The 22,185-nt window shown below is 75.4% G+C and carries 22 protein-coding genes and 1 pseudogene; 11 read left to right on the top strand and 12 right to left on the bottom strand.

Annotated elements, in window-relative coordinates:
• Positions 1–132: 132 nt before the first annotated feature.
• The 7 genes from ACFXGA_RS16710 to ACFXGA_RS16680 all read right to left on the bottom strand — a co-directional run bounded on the left by ACFXGA_RS16710 (position 133) and on the right by ACFXGA_RS16680 (position 7,831).
• Complete coding sequence (locus ACFXGA_RS16710; RefSeq protein WP_378088673.1) at positions 133–1,335, bottom strand: MFS transporter; 1,203 nt, start codon at positions 1,333–1,335, stop codon at positions 133–135.
• 186 nt (positions 1,336–1,521) lie between these two features.
• The gene (locus ACFXGA_RS16705; RefSeq protein WP_378088671.1) at positions 1,522–2,943 is read right to left on the bottom strand and encodes an MFS transporter; all 1,422 of its coding nucleotides are present in this window, start codon (positions 2,941–2,943) and stop codon (positions 1,522–1,524) included.
• Between the two features lie 73 nt (positions 2,944–3,016).
• On the bottom strand, positions 3,017–3,505 hold the full coding sequence (locus ACFXGA_RS16700) for a MarR family winged helix-turn-helix transcriptional regulator (RefSeq protein ID WP_378088669.1): 489 nt from the start codon (positions 3,503–3,505) through the stop codon (positions 3,017–3,019).
• A gap of 33 nt (positions 3,506–3,538) precedes the next feature.
• Positions 3,539–4,900, bottom strand: a complete 1,362-nt coding sequence (locus ACFXGA_RS16695) for a glycoside hydrolase family 6 protein (protein ID WP_378088667.1) — start codon at positions 4,898–4,900, stop codon at positions 3,539–3,541.
• A gap of 141 nt (positions 4,901–5,041) precedes the next feature.
• A complete protein-coding gene (locus ACFXGA_RS16690) occupies positions 5,042–5,692 on the bottom strand; it encodes a response regulator (RefSeq protein WP_378088665.1) in 651 nt (216 codons plus the stop codon).
• Positions 5,677–6,771: a hypothetical protein gene (locus tag ACFXGA_RS16685; protein ID WP_378088663.1), complete on the bottom strand. Its 1,095-nt coding sequence runs from the start codon at positions 6,769–6,771 to the stop codon at positions 5,677–5,679. The genes ACFXGA_RS16690 and ACFXGA_RS16685 overlap by 16 nt, the downstream gene beginning before the upstream one ends.
• Complete coding sequence (locus tag ACFXGA_RS16680) at positions 6,764–7,831, bottom strand: sensor histidine kinase (RefSeq protein WP_378088661.1); 1,068 nt, start codon at positions 7,829–7,831, stop codon at positions 6,764–6,766. Before ACFXGA_RS16680 ends, ACFXGA_RS16685 begins: the two co-directional genes overlap by 8 nt.
• 152 nt (positions 7,832–7,983) lie before the next feature.
• Between ACFXGA_RS16680 and ACFXGA_RS16675 the strand changes: the two genes are divergently transcribed.
• The 3 genes from ACFXGA_RS16675 to ACFXGA_RS16665 are packed head-to-tail and all read left to right on the top strand — an operon-like array spanning position 7,984 to position 11,157.
• Entirely contained in the window at positions 7,984–9,408 is a 1,425-nt protein-coding gene (locus ACFXGA_RS16675; protein ID WP_378088659.1) for a serine hydrolase domain-containing protein, read from the top strand.
• A gap of 10 nt (positions 9,409–9,418) precedes the next feature.
• The gene (locus ACFXGA_RS16670) at positions 9,419–10,510 is read left to right on the top strand and encodes a sensor histidine kinase (protein WP_378088657.1); all 1,092 of its coding nucleotides are present in this window, start codon (positions 9,419–9,421) and stop codon (positions 10,508–10,510) included.
• On the top strand, positions 10,507–11,157 hold the full coding sequence (locus tag ACFXGA_RS16665) for a response regulator (protein ID WP_378088655.1): 651 nt from the start codon (positions 10,507–10,509) through the stop codon (positions 11,155–11,157). The genes ACFXGA_RS16670 and ACFXGA_RS16665 overlap by 4 nt, the downstream gene beginning before the upstream one ends.
• Here ACFXGA_RS16665 and ACFXGA_RS16660 read toward each other — a convergent pair.
• Positions 11,133–11,828 carry a MerR family transcriptional regulator gene (locus ACFXGA_RS16660; protein WP_378088653.1) on the bottom strand — a complete coding sequence of 232 codons (696 nt, stop codon included), beginning with the start codon at positions 11,826–11,828 and terminating at the stop codon, positions 11,133–11,135. The genes ACFXGA_RS16665 and ACFXGA_RS16660 overlap by 25 nt on opposite strands.
• A 114-nt stretch (positions 11,829–11,942) precedes the next feature.
• On the opposite strand from ACFXGA_RS16660, the gene ACFXGA_RS16655 reads away from it, so the two are divergent.
• The gene (locus ACFXGA_RS16655; RefSeq protein ID WP_378088651.1) at positions 11,943–12,827 is read left to right on the top strand and encodes an ABC transporter ATP-binding protein; all 885 of its coding nucleotides are present in this window, start codon (positions 11,943–11,945) and stop codon (positions 12,825–12,827) included.
• Complete coding sequence (locus tag ACFXGA_RS16650; protein ID WP_378088649.1) at positions 12,824–13,675, top strand: ABC transporter permease; 852 nt, start codon at positions 12,824–12,826, stop codon at positions 13,673–13,675. Before ACFXGA_RS16655 ends, ACFXGA_RS16650 begins: the two co-directional genes overlap by 4 nt.
• 89 nt (positions 13,676–13,764) lie before the next feature.
• On the opposite strand, the gene ACFXGA_RS16645 is transcribed toward ACFXGA_RS16650, so the two are convergent.
• Positions 13,765–14,697, bottom strand: a complete 933-nt coding sequence (locus tag ACFXGA_RS16645) for a hypothetical protein (protein WP_378088647.1) — start codon at positions 14,695–14,697, stop codon at positions 13,765–13,767.
• A 41-nt stretch (positions 14,698–14,738) separates the two neighbouring features.
• On the bottom strand, positions 14,739–15,380 hold the full coding sequence (locus ACFXGA_RS16640) for a hypothetical protein (RefSeq protein ID WP_378088645.1): 642 nt from the start codon (positions 15,378–15,380) through the stop codon (positions 14,739–14,741).
• Between the two features lie 17 nt (positions 15,381–15,397).
• On the opposite strand from ACFXGA_RS16640, the gene ACFXGA_RS16635 reads away from it, so the two are divergent.
• From ACFXGA_RS16635 to ACFXGA_RS16610, 6 genes and pseudogenes are all read left to right on the top strand, one after another.
• Positions 15,398–15,556 carry a hypothetical protein gene (locus ACFXGA_RS16635; RefSeq protein WP_378088644.1) on the top strand — a complete coding sequence of 53 codons (159 nt, stop codon included), beginning with the start codon at positions 15,398–15,400 and terminating at the stop codon, positions 15,554–15,556.
• A 101-nt stretch (positions 15,557–15,657) separates the two neighbouring features.
• A pseudogene (locus ACFXGA_RS16630) lies at positions 15,658–17,135 on the top strand (amidase).
• Positions 17,136–17,169: 34 nt separating this feature from the next.
• On the top strand, positions 17,170–18,024 hold the full coding sequence (locus tag ACFXGA_RS16625; RefSeq protein WP_378088642.1) for an NAD(P)-dependent oxidoreductase: 855 nt from the start codon (positions 17,170–17,172) through the stop codon (positions 18,022–18,024).
• A gap of 146 nt (positions 18,025–18,170) precedes the next feature.
• Positions 18,171–18,701, top strand: a complete 531-nt coding sequence (locus ACFXGA_RS16620) for a hypothetical protein (RefSeq protein WP_378088640.1) — start codon at positions 18,171–18,173, stop codon at positions 18,699–18,701.
• 67 nt (positions 18,702–18,768) lie between these two features.
• The gene (locus ACFXGA_RS16615; protein WP_378088638.1) at positions 18,769–20,376 is read left to right on the top strand and encodes a tannase/feruloyl esterase family alpha/beta hydrolase; all 1,608 of its coding nucleotides are present in this window, start codon (positions 18,769–18,771) and stop codon (positions 20,374–20,376) included.
• Between the two features lie 98 nt (positions 20,377–20,474).
• A complete protein-coding gene (locus ACFXGA_RS16610; protein WP_378088636.1) occupies positions 20,475–20,831 on the top strand; it encodes a DUF6292 family protein in 357 nt (118 codons plus the stop codon).
• A 30-nt stretch (positions 20,832–20,861) separates the two neighbouring features.
• Here ACFXGA_RS16610 and ACFXGA_RS16605 read toward each other — a convergent pair whose 3' ends face one another.
• Together ACFXGA_RS16605 and ACFXGA_RS16600 are read right to left on the bottom strand one after the other, a co-directional pair.
• Positions 20,862–21,866 carry a GNAT family N-acetyltransferase gene (locus ACFXGA_RS16605; protein ID WP_378088634.1) on the bottom strand — a complete coding sequence of 335 codons (1,005 nt, stop codon included), beginning with the start codon at positions 21,864–21,866 and terminating at the stop codon, positions 20,862–20,864.
• A gap of 113 nt (positions 21,867–21,979) precedes the next feature.
• Positions 21,980–22,159: a hypothetical protein gene (locus ACFXGA_RS16600; protein WP_053717557.1), complete on the bottom strand. Its 180-nt coding sequence runs from the start codon at positions 22,157–22,159 to the stop codon at positions 21,980–21,982.
• Positions 22,160–22,185: the final 26 nt, after the last annotated feature.

The raw sequence follows: 22,185 nt of genomic DNA, 5'->3' as shown, positions 1-22,185 counted from the left end.
AACACCACCACCCCCCCGCCCTCCGGGGGGGCGCGGGGTGTGGGCACCGGGGGGGGGGCCCAGGTTTCCCCCCCCGCGACGCGAACGTTGGACTCACGTGACGTGGGGGTTGGACTCACGCGGGGGGTGGGGTCAGGTGGGGATGTGGCGGCGGTCGAGGAGGACCGAGAGGGCGGCGACCGCCAGGCCCGCCAGGCTCAGGGCGACCCCGACCCACGCGGTCGAGGTGAAGCCCCAGCCCGCGCCGATCGCCAGGCCGCCCAGCCACGCGCCCGCGCCGTTGGCGATGTTCAACGCCGAGTGGTTGGACGACGACGCCAGCGACGGCGCGTCGGGCGAGGCGTCCATCAGGCGCACCTGGAGCGCCGAGGCCAGCACCTGCGACACGAGCCCGAGCAGGAACACCGTCCCGAACGCCATCACGGCCGAGGTGGCGGTCAGCGCGAACGCGACCAGCACGACCGTCACCGCGATCATCGCCCCGAACACCGTGCCCATCACGGACCGGTCCACGAACCGGCCGCCGACCGTCGCGCCGATGGTCATGCCGAGCCCGAACACCGCGAGCACCCACGGCACGGCCGACGCGGACAACCCGGTGACCTCGGTCGTGATCGGCGAGATGTACGAGTAGACGGCGAACATGCCGCCGAACCCGATCATGCCCGTGAGCAGCGCGAACCACACCTGCGGCCGGCGGAACGCGCTCAGCTCGGCGGCGACGCTCGCGTCCCGCGCGGCCGGCACGCGGGGCAGCCACCGGGCCACGGCCAGCGCCGTCACGACCTCGATCACGGCCACCGCGAGGTACGCCACCCGCCACCCGACCTGCTGGCCGGCGGCGGTGGCGACCGGCACGCCGACCAGGTTGGCGACGGTGAGCCCGACCATGATCCGGGCGACCGCCGTGCCGCGCCGCTCCGGCGGCACGAGCGTGGCGGCGACCACGGCGGCGATGCCGAAGAACGCGCCGTGCGGCAGCCCGGCCACGAAGCGCGACGTCATGAGCAGGGTGGCGTTCGAGGCGAGCGCGGACAGCCCGTTGCCGAGCGCGAGCGCGAGGGTGAGGCCGATGAGCAGGCCCTTGCGCGGCAGCTTCGCGGCCAGCCCGGCGATGAGCGGCGCGCCGACCACCACGCCGAGCGCGTAGAGGCTGATCGCGTGGCCCGCGGTGGGGATGGAGATGTCGAACGTGGCCGCCATCTGCGGCAGCAGCCCCATGGTGGCGAACTCGGTGGTGCCGATCCCGAAGCCGCCCAGCGCCAGCGCGATCATCGCGGCGCCGCCGCCCCGGCCACTCCGACGGGTCACAGTGGACTCGACGGTCGCTGTCATGCGTCGCTCCTGTCAGTGTCCCGTGTCGACAGTGACCGCGCGACGTGTGCCTACCCGACTTCCTTAGCTACTGAAACGATTTTACCCGCCTCGTCCCGCACGTCCGACGCCCGCGCCGCGTGCGCCTGCTCACACGGCGCGGGCGTGGCGACCGCGGCAACGGCCCCGCGAACCGGCGGACGCGGGTCAGCGGCGCTTGCGCAGCACGGTCAGCGCCGCCAGGAACGCCGCGCCGAGCAGGACCGCGGCGACGGTGAAGGCCACGTGGTACCCGGAGGTCAGCGCCGCGGGCTCCGGCACGCCCGCGGCCAGTTCCTCCCCGGTCCGCGCGGCGGCCAGCGTGGACAGCACCGCGACGCCCACCGCCATGCCGACCTGCTGGGTGGTGTTGAACAGCCCCGACACCAGGCCGGCGTCGTCCGGCTTCGCGTCGGCCATGCCCAACGAGGCCAGCGCGGGCAGCACGAGCCCGCCGCCCGCGATCAGCAGCATGACCGGCAGCAGGTCGGTCGCGTAGTCGGCGTCCACGGGGACCGCGACGAGCTTCAGCATCGCGCCGGCCAGCAGCGCCAACCCGACCAGCAGCACGGCGCGCTCGCCGAAGCGGGTGTTCAACCGGGCCGAGGCGAACAGCGACACCGCGCCGATGGAGACCGCCGCCGGCAGCATCGCGAGACCGGTGGCCAGGGCGCTGTAGGCCAGCACCCGCTGCATGAACAGCGCGACGACGATCTGGAACGCGAACATCGCCGACAGCGTCAGCACCTGCACCAGGTTCGCGCCCACCACGGTGCGCGAGCGCAGGACCCGCAGCGGCATCAGCGGTGTCCGCGCCTTCGCCTGGCGCACGGTGAAGGCGGCCAGCAACGCGACCGACACCGCGCCCAGGCCGAGCGTGTGCGCGGACGTCCAGCCGTGCCGCTCGATCCCGACCACGGTGTAGATGCCGAGCATGAGCCCGCCGGTCACGAGCGCCGCGCCGAGCACGTCCGCGCCGGCGGCCAGGCCCGCGCCCCGGTCGGTCGGCAGCACCCGGACCGCCAGCAGCACGGTGGCCGCGCCGATCGGCAGGTTGATGAAGAAGATCCAGTGCCAGCTCAGCGCGTCGGTCAGCACGCCGCCGAGCACCTGGCCGAGGGACGCGCCCGCCGCGCCGGTGAAGCTGAACACGCCGATCGCCCTGGCGCGTTCCGCCGGGTCGGTGAACAGGGTGACGAGGATGCCGAGCACGACCGCCGACGCCATCGCGCTGCCCGCGCCCTGCAGGAACCGGGCGGCGATCAGCAGGCCGGGCGTGCCGGCCGCGCCCGCCAGCAGCGACGCGGCGGTGAACACGGTGTTCCCGGCCAGGAACATCGCCTTGCGGCCGACCAGGTCGCCGAGCCGGCCGGCGAGCAGCAGCAGGCCGCCGAACGCGATGAGGTAGGCGTTGACCGTCCAGCTCAGGCCGGCGGGGGAGAACCCCAGGTCACGCTGGATGGCCGGCATGGCGACGGTGACGATGCTGCCGTCGAGGACCGTCATCAACATCGCGGCGGACAGCACGACCAGCGCGGACCGGCGGCGGTCGGGGCGCGCTTCGAGCGGGGTGGCGAGCGGGGACGACATGGGGCTCTCCTGGTCCGGTGGCAACAGGAGGGACCGTAGTGGATAGTTTCGTTACAGACAATCTGCTTCGGGTCTACCGGGTGCTCTCGCGGGCCCGCCGGGCCGTCTGCGGCGCCGCGACCGGCGTCGACAAATGCCCGCTGACCAGCAGGTTCAACGCGTGCAGGAGCCCTTCGCGGGCTTGCGCGGGCAGGGACTCCAGGGCCGCCCGGTGGACGCCGTCGACGATGGCCTGGCTCTGCCGGGCCAGCTCCGCGCCCTTCTCGGTCACGGCGATGATCCGCGCGCGGCGGTCGGTGCCCGACGGCCGCCGCTCGGCCAGGCCCGCCTTCTCCAGCGCGTCCACGGTGACGACCATGGTGGTCTTGTCCATGTCGCCCAGCTCGGCCAACTGGATCTGGGTGCGCTCCTCCTCCAGGGCGTGCACGAGCACGCAGTGCATCCGCGCGGTCAGGCCGATCTCGGCCAGCGCGGCCGCCATCCGGGTCCGCAGCACGTGACCGGTGTGGTCCAGGAGGAAGGACAGGTCGGACTCGGTGCGGGTGGGGGCCATGGCGGGCATGGCCCCCAGTCTAACGATCCGGACGGAAGCGGATTATCCGCTGAAGACCTGGTTCACCGGCGGGTGGGCGTTGCGCAGCAGCTCCCGGAACTGGGCGGAGTGCCAGGCCCCGGCCGGCGGCGCGTCCGACCATGCCCCGGTCGGGTCGAACGTCGACGTCGGCCGGCCGTCGTAGGTCGGGTCGCACATCCGGTTGAAGTTCTCGTCGCCGATCGGCAGCGGGACGCTCGCGCCGTCCGACTCGCCCGGCGGCTTCATCCACACGTAGGCGTCCACGCCCTGCGCCGGCGCGGCGACCGGCCGCTCGCCCAGACCCGTGCCGACCTGGTTGCACCAGTTGTAGATCCGCGCCCGGCGGTCGATCCGGCCGGTTTCGACGTAGGTCTCCACGTTCGTCTCCGGACCGGGCGCGGTCGGCCGGTTCGGGCCGCCCCAGCCGTTGCGGGACGTGTCGATCAGCACGCCGACGCCGGACGGGAACCCGGCCGCGACCGCCTCGGCCCGGAAGTGCCCGGCGAAGGACAGCTCGTCGAGGAACGGGTTCCAGTCGACCCACCGGGTCTGCCGGATGTGCTGCCCGACGATCACCGTCTTGACGATGAACTCCTCGCGCAGCGCGGAGTAGTCGGCCGTGTTGGCGATGAAGCCGTGCACGTCGGTCAGCCTGCTGCCGGCCGAGGTCGCGGCCTTCGCCAGCAGGCGCAGGGTCGGCAGCCGGTTGTCGTCCCAGCCGATGCTGCCGTGGTGGCCGATGTCGAGGTAGTTGTAGACGTTGCGGATCGCGCCCAGCCGCGCCAGCGCGTACCCGATGCCCTCGGTGTAGGAGCCGGCCGCCTTGACCTGCTCGCACGCCGGGGTGGAGTCCGGGCGGGGCAGCACGTGCGTCACCAGGAACGGCAACGAGTTCGGCTCCACGACGGTGACGATGCGCAGCCGCGCGTACGCCGGATCGGCCAGGACGCGGGCGATCGGGTCGATGAACTCACGCTGGTAGCGCGACAGTTCGCCGACGCCCAGCTCGCCGTTGGTGGACAACCAGCCGCAGTCGCGGCCGGGCAGGTTCCACAGCACGAGCTGGACCAGGTCGGCGCCCTGGCGCAGGGCCTCGTCCAGGTGGGCGCGCAGCCCCATGCGGCCGTTCGCGCCCGCGATCGAGGCGACGCTCGTGAGCCACACGCCGGTCGGCTGCCCGGCGACGGCCGCGCCGCCCGGCTCGGCGGCGGCTCGCGCCGACCACTCGGGGTTCACGTAGGCACGCGCGCCGACGTACGGGTTGTCGACGCGGGGGGACCACTGCGGGGTGACCGGGCTCGCGCCGGCCGGTCCGGCGACCGCGAGGCCCAGGGCGATCGCGACCGCCGTCGACAGGGAGCCGACGCGTAAGGGAAACCTCATGAACTGCTACCTCCGGTGATCACAACGATGTGCGGGAGGCGGTGTCCCGCCACCGTACCGCGCCGCCGTGATCACCTCCGGACCGTCGCGGTCACCGGGTGGTTCGGGTCGAACCCGAGCGGAACGCCCCGAAGTCGGCCGTCACAGCTCGTCCACGCCGATCAGGCCGTCCTGGATCGCCCGCGCGACCAGCGCCGCCTTCGTCGGCGCCTCCCGCCCGATCAGCGCGTACTTCACCCGGATGCGCTCCAGGTGCGAGTTCACCGTGCTCAGCGAGATGCCCAACCGCTGCGCCACGAACGGCTTCGACTCGGACTGGAACCACTCGACCAGCACCTCCACCTCCCGCGCCGACAGCGCGGGCCGGTGGTCGGACCGGTCGCCCGCCAACGCCCCCGCCAGCGACGGCGGCGTGTACGGCTTGCCCTCCGCCGCCGCACGGGTCGCCTGCACCAGGTGTTCCTCGCCCTCGGCCTTGGTCAGGTAGCACAACGCGCCCAGTTCCAGGCACTGCAACGCGATGTCGTCGTCGGCGCGCATCGAGTACACGACGACGCGCCGCCCCGCCTCGACCAGCCGGCGCAGGTCGCCGAGCACCGGTGTCGGTCCGCCCAGGTGCAGGTCGAGGATCACCACGTCGGCCTCCGCGCCCGCGCCCAGCCACGCCGCCCGCACGTCGTCGCCGCTCGCCACGACCCGGATCGGCGGCGAACCGGAGGCCAGCCAGTAGGCGACACCCGCGCGCACCGCCGGGTGATCGTCCACCACCACCGCACTCAGCTCGTCCGCCATCTGGCCTCCATCCGCGTGTGCCGACCGTACGTGCCGCATTCGACCTCGACCCGACCCGTCGCGGTTCCCACCTCCACCCCGGCATCCGCGACGACCGCCACCCGCACCTCGTCCGCGGTGCGCAGCAGGCTCACCCTGGCCCGCGCGCGGGCCGCCGACAACGCCTCCGCCACCGGCCCGGTCAGCTCCCGCCGCACGTCGGTCGGCACCGGCACGGGCGCGCCGCTGACCGCCAGCGACACGTCCACGCCGCGCCGTTCGGCGACGTGCACGCACGCCGTGACCTCGTGCACCAGCGGGTCCGGCACGTCGTCGTTCTCCGCGAACAGCCGGCGCAGCTGGGTGGCCGCGAGCGCGCACCGCCGCCGCGTGCCCTCGTCCCGCGGGTCGAGCACGCCGTCGGCGAGGTCCGCGAGCAGCGGCAGGGTCGTGCCGAGCTGGCCCGCGAACCCGGTGCGCAGGTCCTGCCCCCACTGCTCGGCCAGGGCGGCGCGGGTCGCGGCGCGCTCCCGCTCGGCGGCGACCTCGGCGGCCTGCCGGGCGGTGCGCAGCATGAACCGGGACATGACCAGGACGCCCGCCTGGAAGCTGGTCACGCTGAGCACGACCACGCCCGCGTTGCCGATCTCCGCCCGGTCCGGGGCGCCGGCGAGCAGCCATTGGCCCACGCTGAGCAGGAGGTGCGCGCCCTGCGCGGCGAGCAGCGCCGGGACGCGGTCCAGCAGCAACAGCAGCAGGTGCCACCCGACCAGTCCGTACGACCAGTGCGCCGGGCCGAAGTGCGCCTGCGGCGGCAGCACCGCGGTGGCCACCGCGGACGCCGCCAGCACCGCCACCGCGCCGCCCACCGCCACGGGCACGGGCAGCGGCCGGCGCCGCACCACCCACACCCCGCACAGCAGCACGACCAGCAGCGGCACCGCGAACGCGACCCGCGCGGCCGGGTGCGGGTGGCCGAGCAGCGGCCCGACGCCCAGGCTCGCCTGCACCACGGCCGTGACGCCGAGCAGCACCAGCCGCAGCGTGGCGAACACGTGCCGCTCGACCTCGGTGCCGTCGGTCCCGCGCGGCTCAGCCATGCGGCCACGCCAGCCGCACCGTCGTCCGGCCCGGCCGGGACGTCACCTCGGCCCGGCCGCCCGCCGCCGCCATCCGCTCGACCACCGACCCGCGCAGCCCGCGCCGGTGCCCGGACACCGCCCCGACGTCGAACCCGGGGCCCGCGTCGGTCACCTCCACCACGACGCCGCCGCCGTCCGACGCCCGCACCCGCAGCTGCGCCGCGCCGGTGCCCGCGTGCCGCTCGACGTTGGCCAACGCCTCCCGCACCGCCCGCACCAGCGCCAACGCGACCGAGGCGGGCACCTCGGCGGGCTCCCACCGGGCGTCCACGGCCAGGGGGCTGCGCTCCACGACCGCCCGCAGCGAGGAGCCCACGTCCACCGCGCTGTCCCGCGGCACGCCGGACGTGCCGGTCAGCAGGTCCAGGTCGCGGCGCGCGTACCCGGCCACCTCGGCCGGGTCGGCCTCCCGACCGTGCACCGCCACCATCAGGAAGGTCGCCGACGCCGTGTCGTGCAGCAGCGCGAGGTACTCGCGTTCCCGCCGCCGCCGTTCCAGCGCGACCGCCTCGGCGCGTTCCGACGCCGCGCGCCGGACGCGCAGCTCGTCCACCCGGCGCGAGGAGCGGCGCAGCAGGAGGTACGCCGCACGTGCCAACGTGCACTCCACCACCACCCGCAGCACGGCCGCGCCGTCCCACCCCACCGCGGTGACGTGCACCACCAGCAGCGCGGCCGTCGTCGGCACGGCGACCTTCGGCGACCACTCCCAGTGGAGCGTGATCGCGGTCGTGGTCAGCACGTTGAGCGTCCACTGGCCCGTGCCGCCGATCTGGTCGTGCGCCGCGCACAGCGCCACCACCCGGGCCACCGCCAGCACGAGCGCGGGCTTCGGCGAGCTGAAGTCCGCCACCGCGCCGACCAGCACCAGCCCGAACAGCCCCAGCCCGAGCGGCAGGGCCTCGGTCGGCACGGACAGCACGCCGAAGGCGCTGATCAACGTGACGCCGACGCCGCGGACCGGTCCGGCGAACCGCGCGACGGCGGCGAGGAGTTCGGACTCGACCTGCCCCGGCATGCCGCGACCCTAACCGCACCGGGTCGGGTGAACGGAGGGCGACGGCGGCCGGCCCGACCGAGAGCGTTCCCAGGCACCCCCGACTTTCGTCAGGGGTCGTCCGGGCCCGTGGTCCGATGCCCGCGCAGGGCGGCCGTCCCTAGCTTTGCCGCATGAGGAACGCCCTGATCACGGCCCTGGTCGCCGCCGCGGCCCTGCTGACCCCGACACCGGTCCCGGCCGCGCACGCCGCGCCGTCGCCGGGCTCCATCGACGACTACATGGCCCGGGTGCTGCACGACACCGGCATGCCGGGCGTGTCCGTGGTGGTGACCGAAGGCGACCGCGTGGTGCACGCCGCCGGGTACGGTGAGGACTCCGCGGGCGCGCCGGTGACCGCCGACACGCCGATGCGGATCGCGTCGGTCAGCAAGTCGTTCACCGCCATGGCCGTGATGACGCTGGTGGAGGACGGTCGGATCGCGCTGGACGAGCCGGTGGCCGACCAGCTCCCCGGCTTCACGATGGCCGACCCGCGCTTCGCCGGGGTGACGGTCCGGCACCTGCTCAACCAGACGTCGGGCTTCTCCGACACCACGATCGACGTGACGGGGCTGGAGACCGCGACCTCCCTGGCCGACTACGCGGGCAAGCTCGCCGAGGGGGCGCTCGCGGCCGACCCCGGCGCCCGCTACGAGTACTGCAACGTGAACTACGACCTGGCCGCCCGCCTGGTGGAGGTGGCGAGCGGCCGGACGTTCGCCGACTACCTGGACGAGCGGGTGTTCGGGCCGCTGGGCATGACCCGCAGCACGGTGACGGCCGGGGACGTGCGGCCGGCCGACGGGTTCAACTCCGTGTTCGGGGTCTGGGTGAGCCGGCCCGAGCTGCCCGGCTTCCTGGACTCCAGCGGCGCGGGCGGGGTCGTCACCACGGCCGCCGACCTGGGCCGGTGGCTGATCAGCCAGGCCGGGCACGGCGAGCAGCTGGTGTCCCCCGAGGGGCTGCGGGCCATGCACACGTCGTCCACTGTGGACGACTACGCCATGGGCTGGATCCCCGGGGTGGGCCCGGACGGCGTGGCGGAGCTGGTGCACCCCGGCAACCTGTTCACCTACTCGGCCGTGCAGGCGGTGCTGCCCGACACCGGGCAGGGGTTCGCCGTGCTGGCGAACAACGCGTCGTTGCAGGACGACACCTACGACGTCCTGCACGGCCTGATCGCCCTGGCCCGGGGCCGGGAGCCGGACCCGGTCGGCGGCGGGCGGCAGGCGTTCGAGCTGGTGCTCGGCCTGGTCGCGGCGGCGGCCCTCGGGCTCGCGGTGCTCGGCGTGCGGCGGTCGGGCCGGTGGGCGCGGCGCCGCCGGGGCACGCCCGCGTGGCGGGTGGTCGCGCGGTTCGTGCCCCTGCTGGCGCCGGCGGCGGTCCTGGCCGCCTACCCGGACCTGGTGTCGGTCCTGATGAACGGCCGGGCGGTCACGTGGGCGCAGCTGACCTACTTCGCCGTGCCTTTGACGATCACGATCGTGGTGGTGGCCCTGGCCGGGGCGGCGGTCGCGGTCGCCCGCCTGCTCCGACTGCGGTCCACTGAGGACTAGGGTCGTGGCCATGCGGAACGGCGCGGTCCTCGCGGTGCTCGCGCTGGCGGGGCTGGCGAACGGGGTGGCCACGGACGCGTTGCCGGCGTGGCGGCAGGTGCTGTACCCGGTGCTGGCCGTGCTGGTCTACCTGCACGGCCGCCACCTGCCCGTGCGGCGGGGCGGGGTGGTGCTGGGCGCGGTCGCGGCGGTCGGGGTCGTCCTCGGCGCGGTGCGGCTGTGGGAGGGCGTGGGGGCGTTGGCGAGCCTGGGCCTGTCGGTGGCGCTGCCGTGGCTCGCGGGCCGGTTCCGGCGGCAGCAGGCCGAGCTGGTCGAGGCGGGGCGGGAGCGGATCGCGCGGTTGGAGCGGACCCGGGAGCTGGTCGCCGAGCAGGCCCGGCTGCGGGAGCGGGCCCGGATCGCGGCGGACATGCACGACTCGCTCGGGCACGAGCTGGCGTTGATCGCGCTGCGCGCCGGTGCGCTGGAGCTGACCGCGGAGTCGGAGCCGACCCGCCTGGCCGCGGCCGGCCTGCGCGAGTCCGCGGTGACCGCCACGGACCGGCTGCGGCACACCGTCGGCGTGCTGCGCGAGGGCGCTCCACCGCTCGACCCGCCGGACGAGGCGGTGGAGGCGCTGGTGGCGCGGGCGGCCGGCGCGGGCCTGCCCGTGGTGCTGACGAGGACCGGCGACAGCGCCCCGCTGTCGCCGCTGGTGGACCGGGCGGTGCACCGGGTGGTGCAGGAGGCGCTGACCAACGCGGCCCGCCACGCGCCCGGCGCGCCCGTCACGGCGGAGGTGCGGCGGGAGCGGGACGGGGTGCTGGTCACCGTGACGAACCCGGTCGGCGGGGCGGTGGCGACCGGCGGCGCGTCGGCCGGGCAGGTCGTCGTGGCGGGGCAGGACGGCGCGGCGGGGCCGGCCGCGGGGTCGGTCGGGCAGGACGGCGCGGTGGTGCCGGGCGGCGAGGCGGCGGGGCGGACCGGTGAGGCGGTGTCGGGTGGCAGCGGGTTGGCGGGGTTGGCGGAACGGGTGCGGTTGCTCGGCGGCACGGTGACGGCGGGCGCGGCGGGCGGCCGGTTCACCGTGACGGCGCGCATCCCGGAGCGGGGTGGCGCGTGATCCGCGTGCTGCTGGCCGACGACGAGGCGATGGTCCGCGCCGGCGTGAAGGCGATCCTGCGCACCGACCCGGGCATCGAGGTGGTCGCCGAGGCCGCCGACGGGCGCGAGGCGGTCGAGCTGGCGCTGGTCCACCGGCCGGACGTCGTGCTCCTCGACATCCGGATGCCCCGCCTGGACGGCCTGGCCGCCGCGACGGAGCTGCGCCGCGTCGCGCCGGGTACCGCGGTGCTCGTGCTGACGACGTTCGACGAGGACGAGCACGTGGCACGGGCGCTGGGCGAGGGGGCCGACGGCTTCCTGCTCAAGGCCGCCGACCCCCGCGAGCTGCTGATCGGCGTCCGCGCGGTCGCCGACGGCGCGGCCTACCTGTCGCCGAGGATCGCCCACCGCGTCGTGGCCGGCCTGCGCGACGGGCGGCACACCCGCCGCGACGACGCCCGCCGGCGGGTCGCCGCGCTGACCGGCCGGGAGCGGGACGTGCTGGCGCTGGTGGGGGAGGGGCTGTCCAACCAGGAGGTCGCCCGCCGGCTCGACCTGGTCGAGGGCACGGTGAAGGCGCACGTGAGCGCGATCCTCCAGCGGCTCGGCGTGGCCAACCGGGTCCAGGCCGCGATCGTCGCCTACGAGGCCGGGCTGACCAGGTAGCCGTGCAGGGCGGCGGCGGCTTCCAGCATCGCCCTCGCCCGCCGGCCCAGGTCGGCCTCGCGCGGGGTGCCGGCCGCGCGAAACGCCTCCGCGCCGCCCGAGCTGCGGAACTCGTCCATGATCGGCTTGATCGACGGCAGCGGGTAGCGGCTCTGCCGCAGCATGGCGACCAGGCGCGCGTCCCGCACGTCGGTCGGGCCGAACCGGCGGTACCCGTCGGTGTCGCGGCCGGGCAGCAGCAGCCCCGCCGCCTCCCACACCCGCAGCGCGGACGGCCGCACGCCCAGCCGGGCCGCCAGCTCGCCGACCCGCAGCCCGGCGCGCGGCACGGTGTCCGGCGGGTGCCCGGCCACCGCCTCCAACGCCTCGGCCGTCGCCCGCAGCGCCAGCCGCTGCTCGTGCGCGGCGGCGTGCTCGGCGTCCACCCGCGCCAGCGCCACGTCCGGCGACCCGGCGTGGACGGCGCGCATGATCGCCTTGGCGGCGTCCCACCCGTAGCCGCGGCCGAGCGCGCGGTAGGTCGTCAACGCCTGCCGGTGCCGGTCGTCGAACCGCCGGTACCCGGCCGGGGACCGCTCGGCCGGCGGCAGCACCCCGGCGTCGAGGTAGTTGCGCACCTGCTGGGCCGAGATGCCCGCCGCGCGGGCCAGGTCGACCGGGCGAAGTCCCACCGCGAAGCCTCCACGTTCACCGGGTGTTTGAAGGTTACCGGAACCTCCACGGACCTGGCCTGCGGTCGGTCGGCACAACCTTCAACGAAGAACTTCAACGATACGGTTGAAGCCATGAAAACCGGTGACAACCAGCGGGAACCGCTCGCGGTGCACGTGCGCGGCCTGCGCATGCGGTACGGCCCCACCGACGTGCTCCGAGGGGTGGACCTGACCGTCGGACCCGGCGAGGTGGTGGCGCTGCTCGGCCCCAACGGCGCGGGCAAGACCACCACCGTCGAGGTCCTGGAGGGCTTCCGCCGGCGTTCGGCGGGCGACGTGCGGGTCCTCGGCGTCGACCCGGACCGCGGTGACGAGGCGTGGCGGGCCAGGCTCGGCGTGGTGCTGCAGTCGTGGCGCGACCACGGCCGGTGGCGGGTCCGCGAGCTGCTGTCCTACCTGGCCCTGCTCCACCGCCCCTACCGGGAGCGGGTGTTCGACCCGGACGAGCTGATCGGGCTCGTCGGCCTCGCCGACCGGGCCCACGCGCGGCTCGGGACGCTGTCCGGCGGGCAGCGGCGTCGGGTGGACGTCGCGGTCGGCCTGGTCGGGCACCCGGACCTGCTGTTCCTGGACGAGCCGACGGTGGGCTTCGACCCCGCGGCGCGGCGCGCGTTCCACGAGCTGGTGCGCCGCCTGCCCGGCACCGCGATCCTGCTCACCACGCACGACCTCGCCGAGGCGGAGAAGCTGGCCGACCGCATCGTGGTCCTGGTGGCCGGCCGGGTGGTCGCCGACGGCACGGCGGACGAGCTGGCCGCCCGGTTCGCGGGCGAGGCGGAGGTGCGGTACCGGCTCGGCGGCGAGGCGCACGTGGTGACCGTGCCGGACGCCACCCGGTACGTGCGCGAGCTGTTCGCCGAGCACGGCCCGGCCGTGGCGGACCTGGAAGTGCGGCGGGCGAGCCTGGAGGACGCGTACCTGGCGTTGGTGCGCGAGTCCGAGGCGGTGGCCGCGTGAACGCCCGGCTGGTGGCGGTGCGGGCCGGCGTGCGGCGCGGCCGGATCGAGTTCGGCCACACCATGACCAACGCGGGGGAGCTGCTGGGCTGGCTGTGGCTGCCGGCGGTCGCGCTGGTCGTGCTGCACGCGTTCGGCGACGGCGCGATCCCCGGCGTGGACTTCCCGCTGGGCGCGCAGGCGGTGCCGGGCGTCCTCGCGATGAACGTCGTCTTCACCGGCCTGGTGGGGCTCGCGATGGCGTTGACCCTGGACCGCGAGGACGGCACGTTGTTGCGCGCCAAGGCGACCCCCGACGGGGTGCTCGCCTACGTCGTGGGCCGGGTGCTGGGCAAGGCCGCGACGACGATCGCCGTGCTCCTCCTCGTGCTGGCGCCGGCGGTGCCGCTGTTCGACGGCCTGGAGGCGGGACGCGTGTCGACGTGGGTCACGGCGGCGTGGGTGCTGGTGCTCGGCCTGCTCGCGACCCTGCCGATCGGCGCGGTGCTGGGCGCGGTGTTCGGCGACGCCCGGGGCCTGGGCCTCGTCACCCTGCTGGTCATGGCCCTGGCGGCGGTGTCGGGCGTGTTCTACCCGATCACCGCGCTGCCGGGGTGGTTGCAGGCGGTCGGCCAGGTGTTCCCGCTGTACTGGCTGGGGTTGGGGCTGCGGTCGGCGCTGCTGCCGGACGCGGTGGCCGCGGCCGAGGTCGCCGGGTCGTGGCGGCACGCGGAGACGGCGCTGGTGCTGGGCGCGTGGGCCGTGGCGGGGTTCCTGGTCGCGCCGGCGGTGCTGCGCCGCATGGCGCGGCGCGAGTCGGGGTCGGCGGTCGCGGCCCGTCGCGCGCGGGCGGCGCAGCGGCTCGACTGAACCGACCGTCAGCGGCCAGGTCGGGCGGTTCACCTTGCTGGACCGCCGTCAGCCGGCCAGGCCGGGCGGTTCGCCGCGCCGGACCGCCGTCAGCCGACCAGGCCGGGCAGCTCGCCCCGCTGGAACGCCGTCAGCACCCGGCCCGCGCGGGCGTCCGGCGGGGTCGGCGCGAGCACCCGCACCAGGCCGGTCTGGTCGTCGGGCCGCTCGACCGACGCCCCGGGCAGCAGCCCGGACCAGGGCGCGGTCTCCAGGTTGGTGCGCACCAGGTCCATGAGCGCGTTGGGGTTCTCGTCGGGCACGCACACGACCTCGGTGGTCCCGCCGTCCGGGGTCGTGCGCACGCCCGCCGCCAGCGGCAGCCCGCTCCTCGGCCGGCCGATCAACGCCGCCGACACCTCGCCCAGGCAGCGGGCCAGCTCGCCGACCATCGGGTCCGCCGCCAGGGACTTCCCGTCCGGCGGCTCGGTGACCCAGGCCAGCGACTCGGCGTTGGGCGCGTGGCTCACCGAGCCCGCCTCCACCCGCACCCGCTGGAACCCGGTCACGATCCCGGCCTCCGCGAGCGGGCCGGTCGGGACCAGCTCGTCGTCCGCCGCGGTGATCCAGGTGCCCGAGTCGGCGCGGCGGCCCCCGAGCGCGGCGAGCTTGCCGTCCACGGCGGCCACGTCGACGTCCATCCGCAGCACGGCGGCCCACGCCGGCGGTTGCCCGACCCGCAACGCCGTGGCCGCCTGCGCCGGGTCGAACCCGACGAGGTCGGGCAGCACGTGCCCGTGCCCGGCCAGGCCCGAGTAGCCGTAGCCGCGCAACGCGCCGAAGCGGTCGGCGTCCCGGGCCAGCAGCGCCCGCACCGCCGCCACGTCGCCGTACTCGACCAGCACGGCCGACTCGTCGGTGGCCCGCACGAGCGCGAGCGCGCCCAGGAGCCCGGTCCCCGGCTGCGGCTCGGGCACGTCCGCCGCGGGCGCGCAACCGGCCAGCAGGACCGCCACCAGCGCCAAACCTGAACGGGTGATCACCGCTCGCATGGTAGGGCGGTCCCGCGCCCGGCACGGCCGGTTCACGTGATCCCGGCCGGGATCTCCACCGCGATCTCCTCGCCCAGCCGGGCCCCGCCCAGCAGGTCCAGCTCGTCGCCGCTCCAGAACCGGCCCGGGTCGTACCAGTTCGCCCGGCGGCCGGCGGGCAGCAGACCCATCGCCTCGTAGGTCACCGCGACGACCTCCGCGCAGTACGCGGTCTCCAGCGCGGCGTCCGAGGTCTTGCGCGGGGTCGGCAGCCGGCCGCGCAGCCACCTCGTGGCGAGCCGCGCCGTGGACGGGAACGGGGTGCCGTTCAGCCGCGCCACCGCCCGGAGCGCGGCGTCGTCCTCCTCCCGGGTGGTCGGCCGGTCGAGCTGCCGCAGCCACGCCCGCTGCCCGTACCGGCGCGCCCACACCAGCACCGCGTCCCGCAGGTCGTGCAGCTGCACGCCCCGGTGGTGCGTGCCGGTCCACACGTCCGGCAGGGAGCGGCCCAGCTCGGCGTGCCACATCAGCGGCGGCAGGTCCTCCACCGCGATGGTCATGCCCACGTGGTTGACCGGGCTGTTCGTGGTGACCCGGATCGCGCGGTCGGCCACCGACCGGCCGCGGAACAGCCACACGTCGCCGGTTCGGGTGAGTTCGACCGCCTCGTCCAGACCGATCTTCGTTCCCGCCATCCCGGTAGCCTAGGCACGTGCGCTGGTGGAAGCTCCTCGGTCTGGCCGGTGTCGCGGGCGTCGCCGCGACCGGCGTGGTGATCGCCCGCGCGGAGCGCAAGCGCCGCGCCTACACCCCCGACGAGATCCGCGAACGGCTGCACGCCCGGGTCCGGCAGGCGTCCGCCGACGGGTGAGCCGACCGGACCCCGAACGGGGATCGCCCGACCCGGTACGAGTCGACGCGGCCGACCAACGGCGGGTTGACCACGACCCGGCGCGCGACTGTGGTGAGCCCATGCGCACCCTGCTCACGGCCCTGCTGTGCGTGCTCGTCGTCGCACCGCCGGCCCACGCCCGCTCCCGACCGGTCGGCGACCTCGACGCGGCCACCATCCCGCAGCTCCAGCGCCGGCTGGCCGACGGCACGCTCACCGCGGTGGACCTGACCCGCGCCTACCTGCACCGCATCCGGACCGTGGACCCGCTGGTCCGGTCCGTGGTCGCGGTGAACCCCGACGCGCTCGCCCAGGCCGAGGAGAGCGACCGGCGGCGTCGGCAAGGCCGGGCGAAAGGGCTGATGGACGGCATCCCGGTGCTGCTCAAGGACAACATCGACACCCGGACCATGGGCGCCACGGCGGGGTCGCGCGCCCTGCTCGTGCCGCCCCGCGACGACGCCGCGCTGGTGCGCCGCCTGCGTGCCGCCGGCGCGGTGCTGCTCGGCAAGACGAACCTGTCGGAGTGGGCCAACTTCCGCTCCACGTCCTCCACCTCCGGCTGGTCGGCGGTGGGCGGGCAGACCCACAACCCGCACGTGCTCGACCGCAACCCGTGCGGCTCGTCGTCCGGCTCGGGCGCGGCGGTGGCGGCGTCCTTGGCGCAGGTCGCCGTCGGCACCGAGACCGACGGGTCGATCGTGTGCCCCGCCGGGCAGAACGGCGTGGTCGGCCTCAATCCCACCCTCGGCCGGGTCGGCGGCGACGGGATCGTGCCGATCTCGTCCCGGCAGGACACCGCGGGCCCGATGGCGCGGCACGTGGTGGACGCCGCGATCCTGATGTCCGCGCTGGAGGGCGGGGGTGCGGACCACGCCGCGGGCCTCGACACCGCGTCCGTGCGCGGCAAGCGGATCGGCGTGTGGCGCAAGGCGGGCCTCGACGCCGACGTGGACCGGGTCGTGGAGTCCGCGGTCGAGGTGCTGCGGCGGTCCGGCGCGACCGTGGTCGACGTGGAGCCCGGGTGGAGGCGGCCGAGTTCCCGGCGCTGATCGCCGAGTTCAAGCACGACCTGGAGCGGTACCTGCGGACCCGGCCCGGCGCGCCCCGGACGATCACCGAGCTGATCGCGTTCAACGAGGCCGACCCGGTCGAGCTGAGCCGGTTCGGCCAGGAGATCCTCCTCGAGGCCGAGCAGGCGCCGCCGCTCACCGACCCCGCCTACCGGGAACAGCGCCGCACCGCCACCGACCTGGCCCGCCGGTCGATCGACGAGGTGCTCGCGACCCACCGGCTCGACGTCGTCATGGCCCCGACCAACGGCCCGGCGTGGCGGACCGACTACGGCGACGGCGACGACTACCTGCTCGGCTCCTCGACCCCCGCCGCCGTGGCCGGCTACCCGAACGCCACCGTCCCGGCCGGGTTCGCCGGGCCGCTGCCGATCGGCGTGTCGTTCATGGCGGGCCACGGGCGGGACGCCGAGGTGCTGCGCGTCGCCGCCGCGTTCGAGCGCGCCGCCGACGCCCGCCGGGCGCCGCGCTACCTGCCTTCGTGATGCGGTCCGCCGCCCGTGGTGGAATCTTGAGCCCATGCGCGTGGTGGTGTTGGGAACGGGTCTGATGGGCGCCGGCATGGCGCGGAGCCTGCTGCGGGCCAAGCTGGACGTCGTGGTGTGGAACCGCAGCGTCGCCAAGGCGCGCCCGCTCGCCGACGAGGGCGCGGTGGTCGCCGAGGACCCCAAGAGCGCCGTCGTCGGCGCGGACGTCGTCATCACGATGCTGTTCGACGCCGACTCCACCGCCGGGGTGATGGCCGAGGCGCTGCCGTCGGTCGAGGACGGCGCGGTGTGGGCGCAGTGCGGCACGGTCGGGCTGGAGGGCACCGGCCACCTGGCCGAGCTGGCCGCCACGCACGGCGTGCCGTACGTCGACGCGCCCGTCCTCGGCACCCGCGCGCCGGCCGAGCAGGGCAGGCTCACGGTCCTGGCGGCCGGGCCGGTCGAGCTGCGCGAGTTCGTCACGCCGGTGTTCGACGCCCTCGCCATCCGCACCGTGTGGGCGGGGGAGCGGCCCGGCGACGGCCAGCGGCTCAAGCTGGCGGCGAACTCGTGGGTGCTGTCGATCACCGCCGCGACCGCGCAGGCCGTGGCGCTGGCCCGCGGCCTCGGCCTGGACCCGGACGCGTTCCTGGAGGCCATCGCCGGCGGCCCGGTCGACAGCACGTACGCGCAGGTCAAGGGGCGGTCCATGATCGACGGCGAGTTCCCGCCGTCGTTCGGGCTGGACGGCGCGGTCAAGGACAGCGAGCTGATCGTCGCGGCGATGGCCGAGGCGGGCACCGACGACCGGCTGATGCGCGTGCTGAACGGGCAGTACCGCGAGGCCGCGGAACGGGTCGGCGGCGGCGTGGACATGGCGGCGGTCGTCACGGCCTTCCGCTCGTAGCCCGGCCCCGGGTCGCCGCCCGTTCCGGCGATCACCCGTCGTCCCGGTGCCGCGCCGAACCCTGTCCGCTTCCCCGGGTGGGAGTTACCGTCGAACCGGGTACCAGTGGGTGACCGGTACGGGTTCGGCGGTGGAGGTGGCGACGCGTGGGATCGGGCGGGGTGATCGCGGCCGCCGCCGTGGCCGGCGTGGTGGCCTTCGGCGCGGGTGGCCTGGCCGCGCCCGCGGACCCGGACGAGCTGTGGCGCGACGAGGGCCTGCGGGTGGTCGACCGGGCGACCCGGGAGGACGCCGAGTGCGTGTCCCACTCGTTCGGCCGGGTGCAGGAGCTGCTGAAGGTCGCGCCGTGCGTCGCGCTCGACCGGATGCTCCTCACCGTCACCGACGACCGGGGCAGCACGGCCGTCGTGTTCCTCGCCTGGGTCGAGTTCGCCGACCGCGACCGGGCGCGCGAGTTCAAACGGGTCGAGGACATCCACGGCACCGGCGACATCACCCCGCTGCCCGGCTCGCTGCTGCGGATCGCCGACGTGCCGTTCACCGCCCACAACTACGACTCCGACCTGGTCGACGGCGCCACCGTGGTGATCGCCGAGGCGGAGAACGTCGCCGGCGGGTTCACCGCCGGGTACCTGGACGACCTCGCCGCGCTCGCCGTCCGCACACCGCGTCCCTGACCCGACACCACCCCGCGGCCCCGACCGCCCGACCCGGATCGGCAGAATGGGCGCGGAGGAGGTGCGCGTGTTCCGGTGGGTTGTGGCCCTCGGGCTGGTCGCCGCCCTGCTGGCCGCGATCATCGCCGCCTCGCCGGCCGAGGAGGGTGGACCGAACCGGCCCGTGGCCGAGTGCTCGGACCTGGTGGGCCGCTACGAGCTGCCCGGCACCCGCGCGCACGTCACGCAGGCCGAGCCGGTGCCCGACGGCGTCGAACGCGCGCACTGCGCCGTGCTCGGGTACGTCGAGCCGGCGGTCCGGTTCCACCTCAAGCTGCCCACCACCACCTACACCGGCCGCTACCTCCAGTACGGCTGCGGCGGGTTCTGCGGCGAGCTGACCACGCCCGGGTTCCCCGACTGCGGCCCGGAGATCGGCGGCCTCGCGGTCGCCACCACCGACGACGGGCACGTCGGGCGCGGCGCGGTGCGGTCGGCCGACACCCGGTGGGCCGCCGACGACCAGGCCGCCCGCGACGACTTCGCGTTCCGCGCGCCGCACGTGGTCTCCCTGGCCGCCAAGCGCGTCATCGAGGCGTTCTACGGCGAGCCGCCCGCGTTCTCCTACTTCACGGGCTGCTCCAACGGCGGCCGCGAAGGGCTGCTGCTGGCCCAGCGGTACCCGCACGACTTCGACGGCGTCATCGCGGGCGCGCCCGCCAACTACCACAGCCCGCTCGTGCTCTACCAGGCGTGGCTCGCCCGCACCAACCTCGGCGCGGACGGCCGGCCCGTGCTCACCGCCGACCGGCTCCCGCTGCTGCACGCCGCCGTCGTGCGGCACTGCGACCGCATCGACGGCCTGGTGGACGGCCTCATCGAGGACCCGCGCCGGTGCGACTACGACCCCGAACCGCTGCGCTGCGCGCCCGGCGTCGAGGACTGCCTCACCCCCGCGCAGCTCGACGTCGTGCGCCGCCTCTACGCCGGACCCCGCGACCCCGCCGGCCGCCGGCTCTACCCGGCCGGCCAGGAACGCGGCTCCGAGCTGGGCTGGCGGAGCTGGATCGCGCCCACCGCCCACGACTCCGTGTCCGCGCTGCTCGCCGACCACTACCTGGCCAACCTCGCCTACCCGATCGACGAGCCCGGCTCGTCGCTGGCCGACGTCGAGTTCACCGCCGAGGAGTTCGCCCGCGTCAACGTCGAGGGCGTGCGCGGCAACGCCATGAGCCTCGACCTGGACGAGTTCCGGGACGCGGGCGGCAAGCTGCTCCTCTGGCACGGCTGGGCCGACGAGGGCGTCCCGCCGCGCGCCCTGCTGGACTACTACGAACGGCTGGGACGCCGCGACCGCGACCTCCGCTCCTGGGCGCGGGTGTTCATGGTCCCGGGCCTGCACCACTGCGGCGGAGGGGACCGGCTCACCGGCGTCGACCCGATCCGCGACCTCCTCGCGTGGGTCGAGGACGGCGTCGCACCCGACCGGATCATCGCCACCGGCCGCGACGCCGGGGGACGCGTGGTCCGCACCCGGCCGGTGTTCCCGTACCCGCTGACCGCCCGTTACGACGGGACCGGCAGCGTCGACGACGCGGCCAACTTCGTCGCCGCCCCACCCGCCGGGCCGACCCGGGACTCGGTCGACTGGCTCGGCGTCACCCTGCACCGCGAACCCGGCCCGGTAGCGCCCTGACCTGCCCGGATCCAACAATCCGAACGTTCGGGTTTCGAAATCACGCGATCGGGTTACCCCCAGGTCACGACAACTACGGGGGCGGACGGTGGTGCGAGGTGGACTGGGAGTTCGATGACGACAACGCGGTGCGCGCGGTGCTGTCCTACGTCTCGCGGGTGACCCGCGCCCTCGGCCTCAGCGGCGAGTCCTCCTGCCTGCAGAACCACGGCAGCGGGCTCGGCGCGTACCTCGCGCTCGACGGCCACCTGCCCGGGTTCGCCGACCGCGACGTGGCCCTGCTGTGGGACGAGGCCCGCGGCTGGTCGCTCGCCGTGGAGAGCGACAGCGCCGAACCGCCGTTCGTGCTGGCCCGGCTGCGCGGCCCGGTCCGCCCCGACCCGGCCGCCGTGGCGCGGTGGGTGGACGGCCTCGGCCTCGTGCACGACGACCACCGGCTCCTCGCCGCCGGCTGACCCCGCGCCCCGTCCGGCTGACCGCGTCGGTCATCCCATCGTGGCGATGAGGGCGTCGATGTCGTGCGCGACCACCAGCTCGGTGCGCTCCGTGACCATGCCGAGCCGGTGGTTGACCCGGATCATGTGCTCGTTGTCCACGTGCGTGAAGCTGCGCGTCCGCTCCAGGGCCGGGTGGTCCTCCACCAGCCAGTGCGCCATCACGCCCTTCAACCCCAGGCCCAGGCCGCGACCCCGGTGCGCGGCGAGCACCGCCGTGTCGCCCTGGTGCGCCGTGCCCGGGTCGCGCGGCAACACCACCACCTCGGTCAGCCCCACGACCTCGCCGGTGGCCTCGTGCACGGCCGCCACCACCCGCTGCTCGACCCCGTCGTCCCGGAACCCCGCCTCGCTCCGCCGGATCCGCTCGACAGTCCACTGTGGATTGACGAACTCGGTCGTGCCCATCGGGGCGTCGTGGATCGCGCTGCGCGCGGCGGCGTAGGACGCGACGACCTCCTCGGGCGTCTCGTTCGACCACCGGACGACCCGGTAGCCCGGCGGCAGGCCGACCGGCCACCGCGACCGGTCCGCGTCGGCGACCTCCATCGACATCGAGACGACCGCGCGCACGGTCCTGAAGCCCAGCCGGCGGGCCCACTCGGCGCTCACCGCGCCCTCCACGAGCCGCCAGTCCTCGATCACGGTGCGCCCGCGCCGCCGCAGTTCCGGCAGCAGCGCGCGGAGCGCCCGCGTGGCGACGCCCCGACGACGTGACTCCGGGTGCACGACCACCGTCGCCACCGCGATGTGGCTGTTCTCGTCCTCGGGGAACCGCGCGTACGCGTACGCGACGATCCGACCGCCGTCGCGCACCACCCAGAAACCCGCCGGGCCGACACCGGGGAACGGGTTGCGCAACCGTGCCACCACGTCCTCGAACGTCGGCGCCGGTTCGCCCGGCTCGTCCACCGCCAGGCTGTCCCGCATGACCCGGTGGTATCCCGCCAGGTCCGCCTCGTCGGCCCGCCACGGGTCGAACGGTTCGAGGATCACGTCGCGCCCCCTTCGCTCCGGGGCGTGACGTTATCGGCCGAGCGCGGTGCGCGTGACGGGAACGGGGCCGCAGGCGGTCGCCTGCGGCCCCGTCGGGGGACTGCTGCCGCGCTTCACCGGGAGACCGGTTGCAGCACGCGGCCGGACGCGGTGAGGTGTTCCCACGTGCGGCCGCGCTGGCTGGGCGGCGCTTCGCCGTCCGCGGTGCACGTCGGGTACACCAGGCCGTAGGGGACGGGCTGGTGGAAGAGGTCTCCGCTGCGGATGTCGATCAGGTCACGCGACTGCGCCATCACGCCTCCCGTGGCCAAGGGTGGTG

It is taken from the genome of Actinosynnema sp. NPDC059335, assembly GCF_042752395.1.
In the GTDB taxonomy this organism is placed as follows: Bacteria; Actinomycetota; Actinomycetes; order Mycobacteriales; family Pseudonocardiaceae; genus Actinosynnema.
Note: the sequence above shows the minus strand (reverse complement) of the source record. Positions and strands in the feature narration are given on the sequence as shown.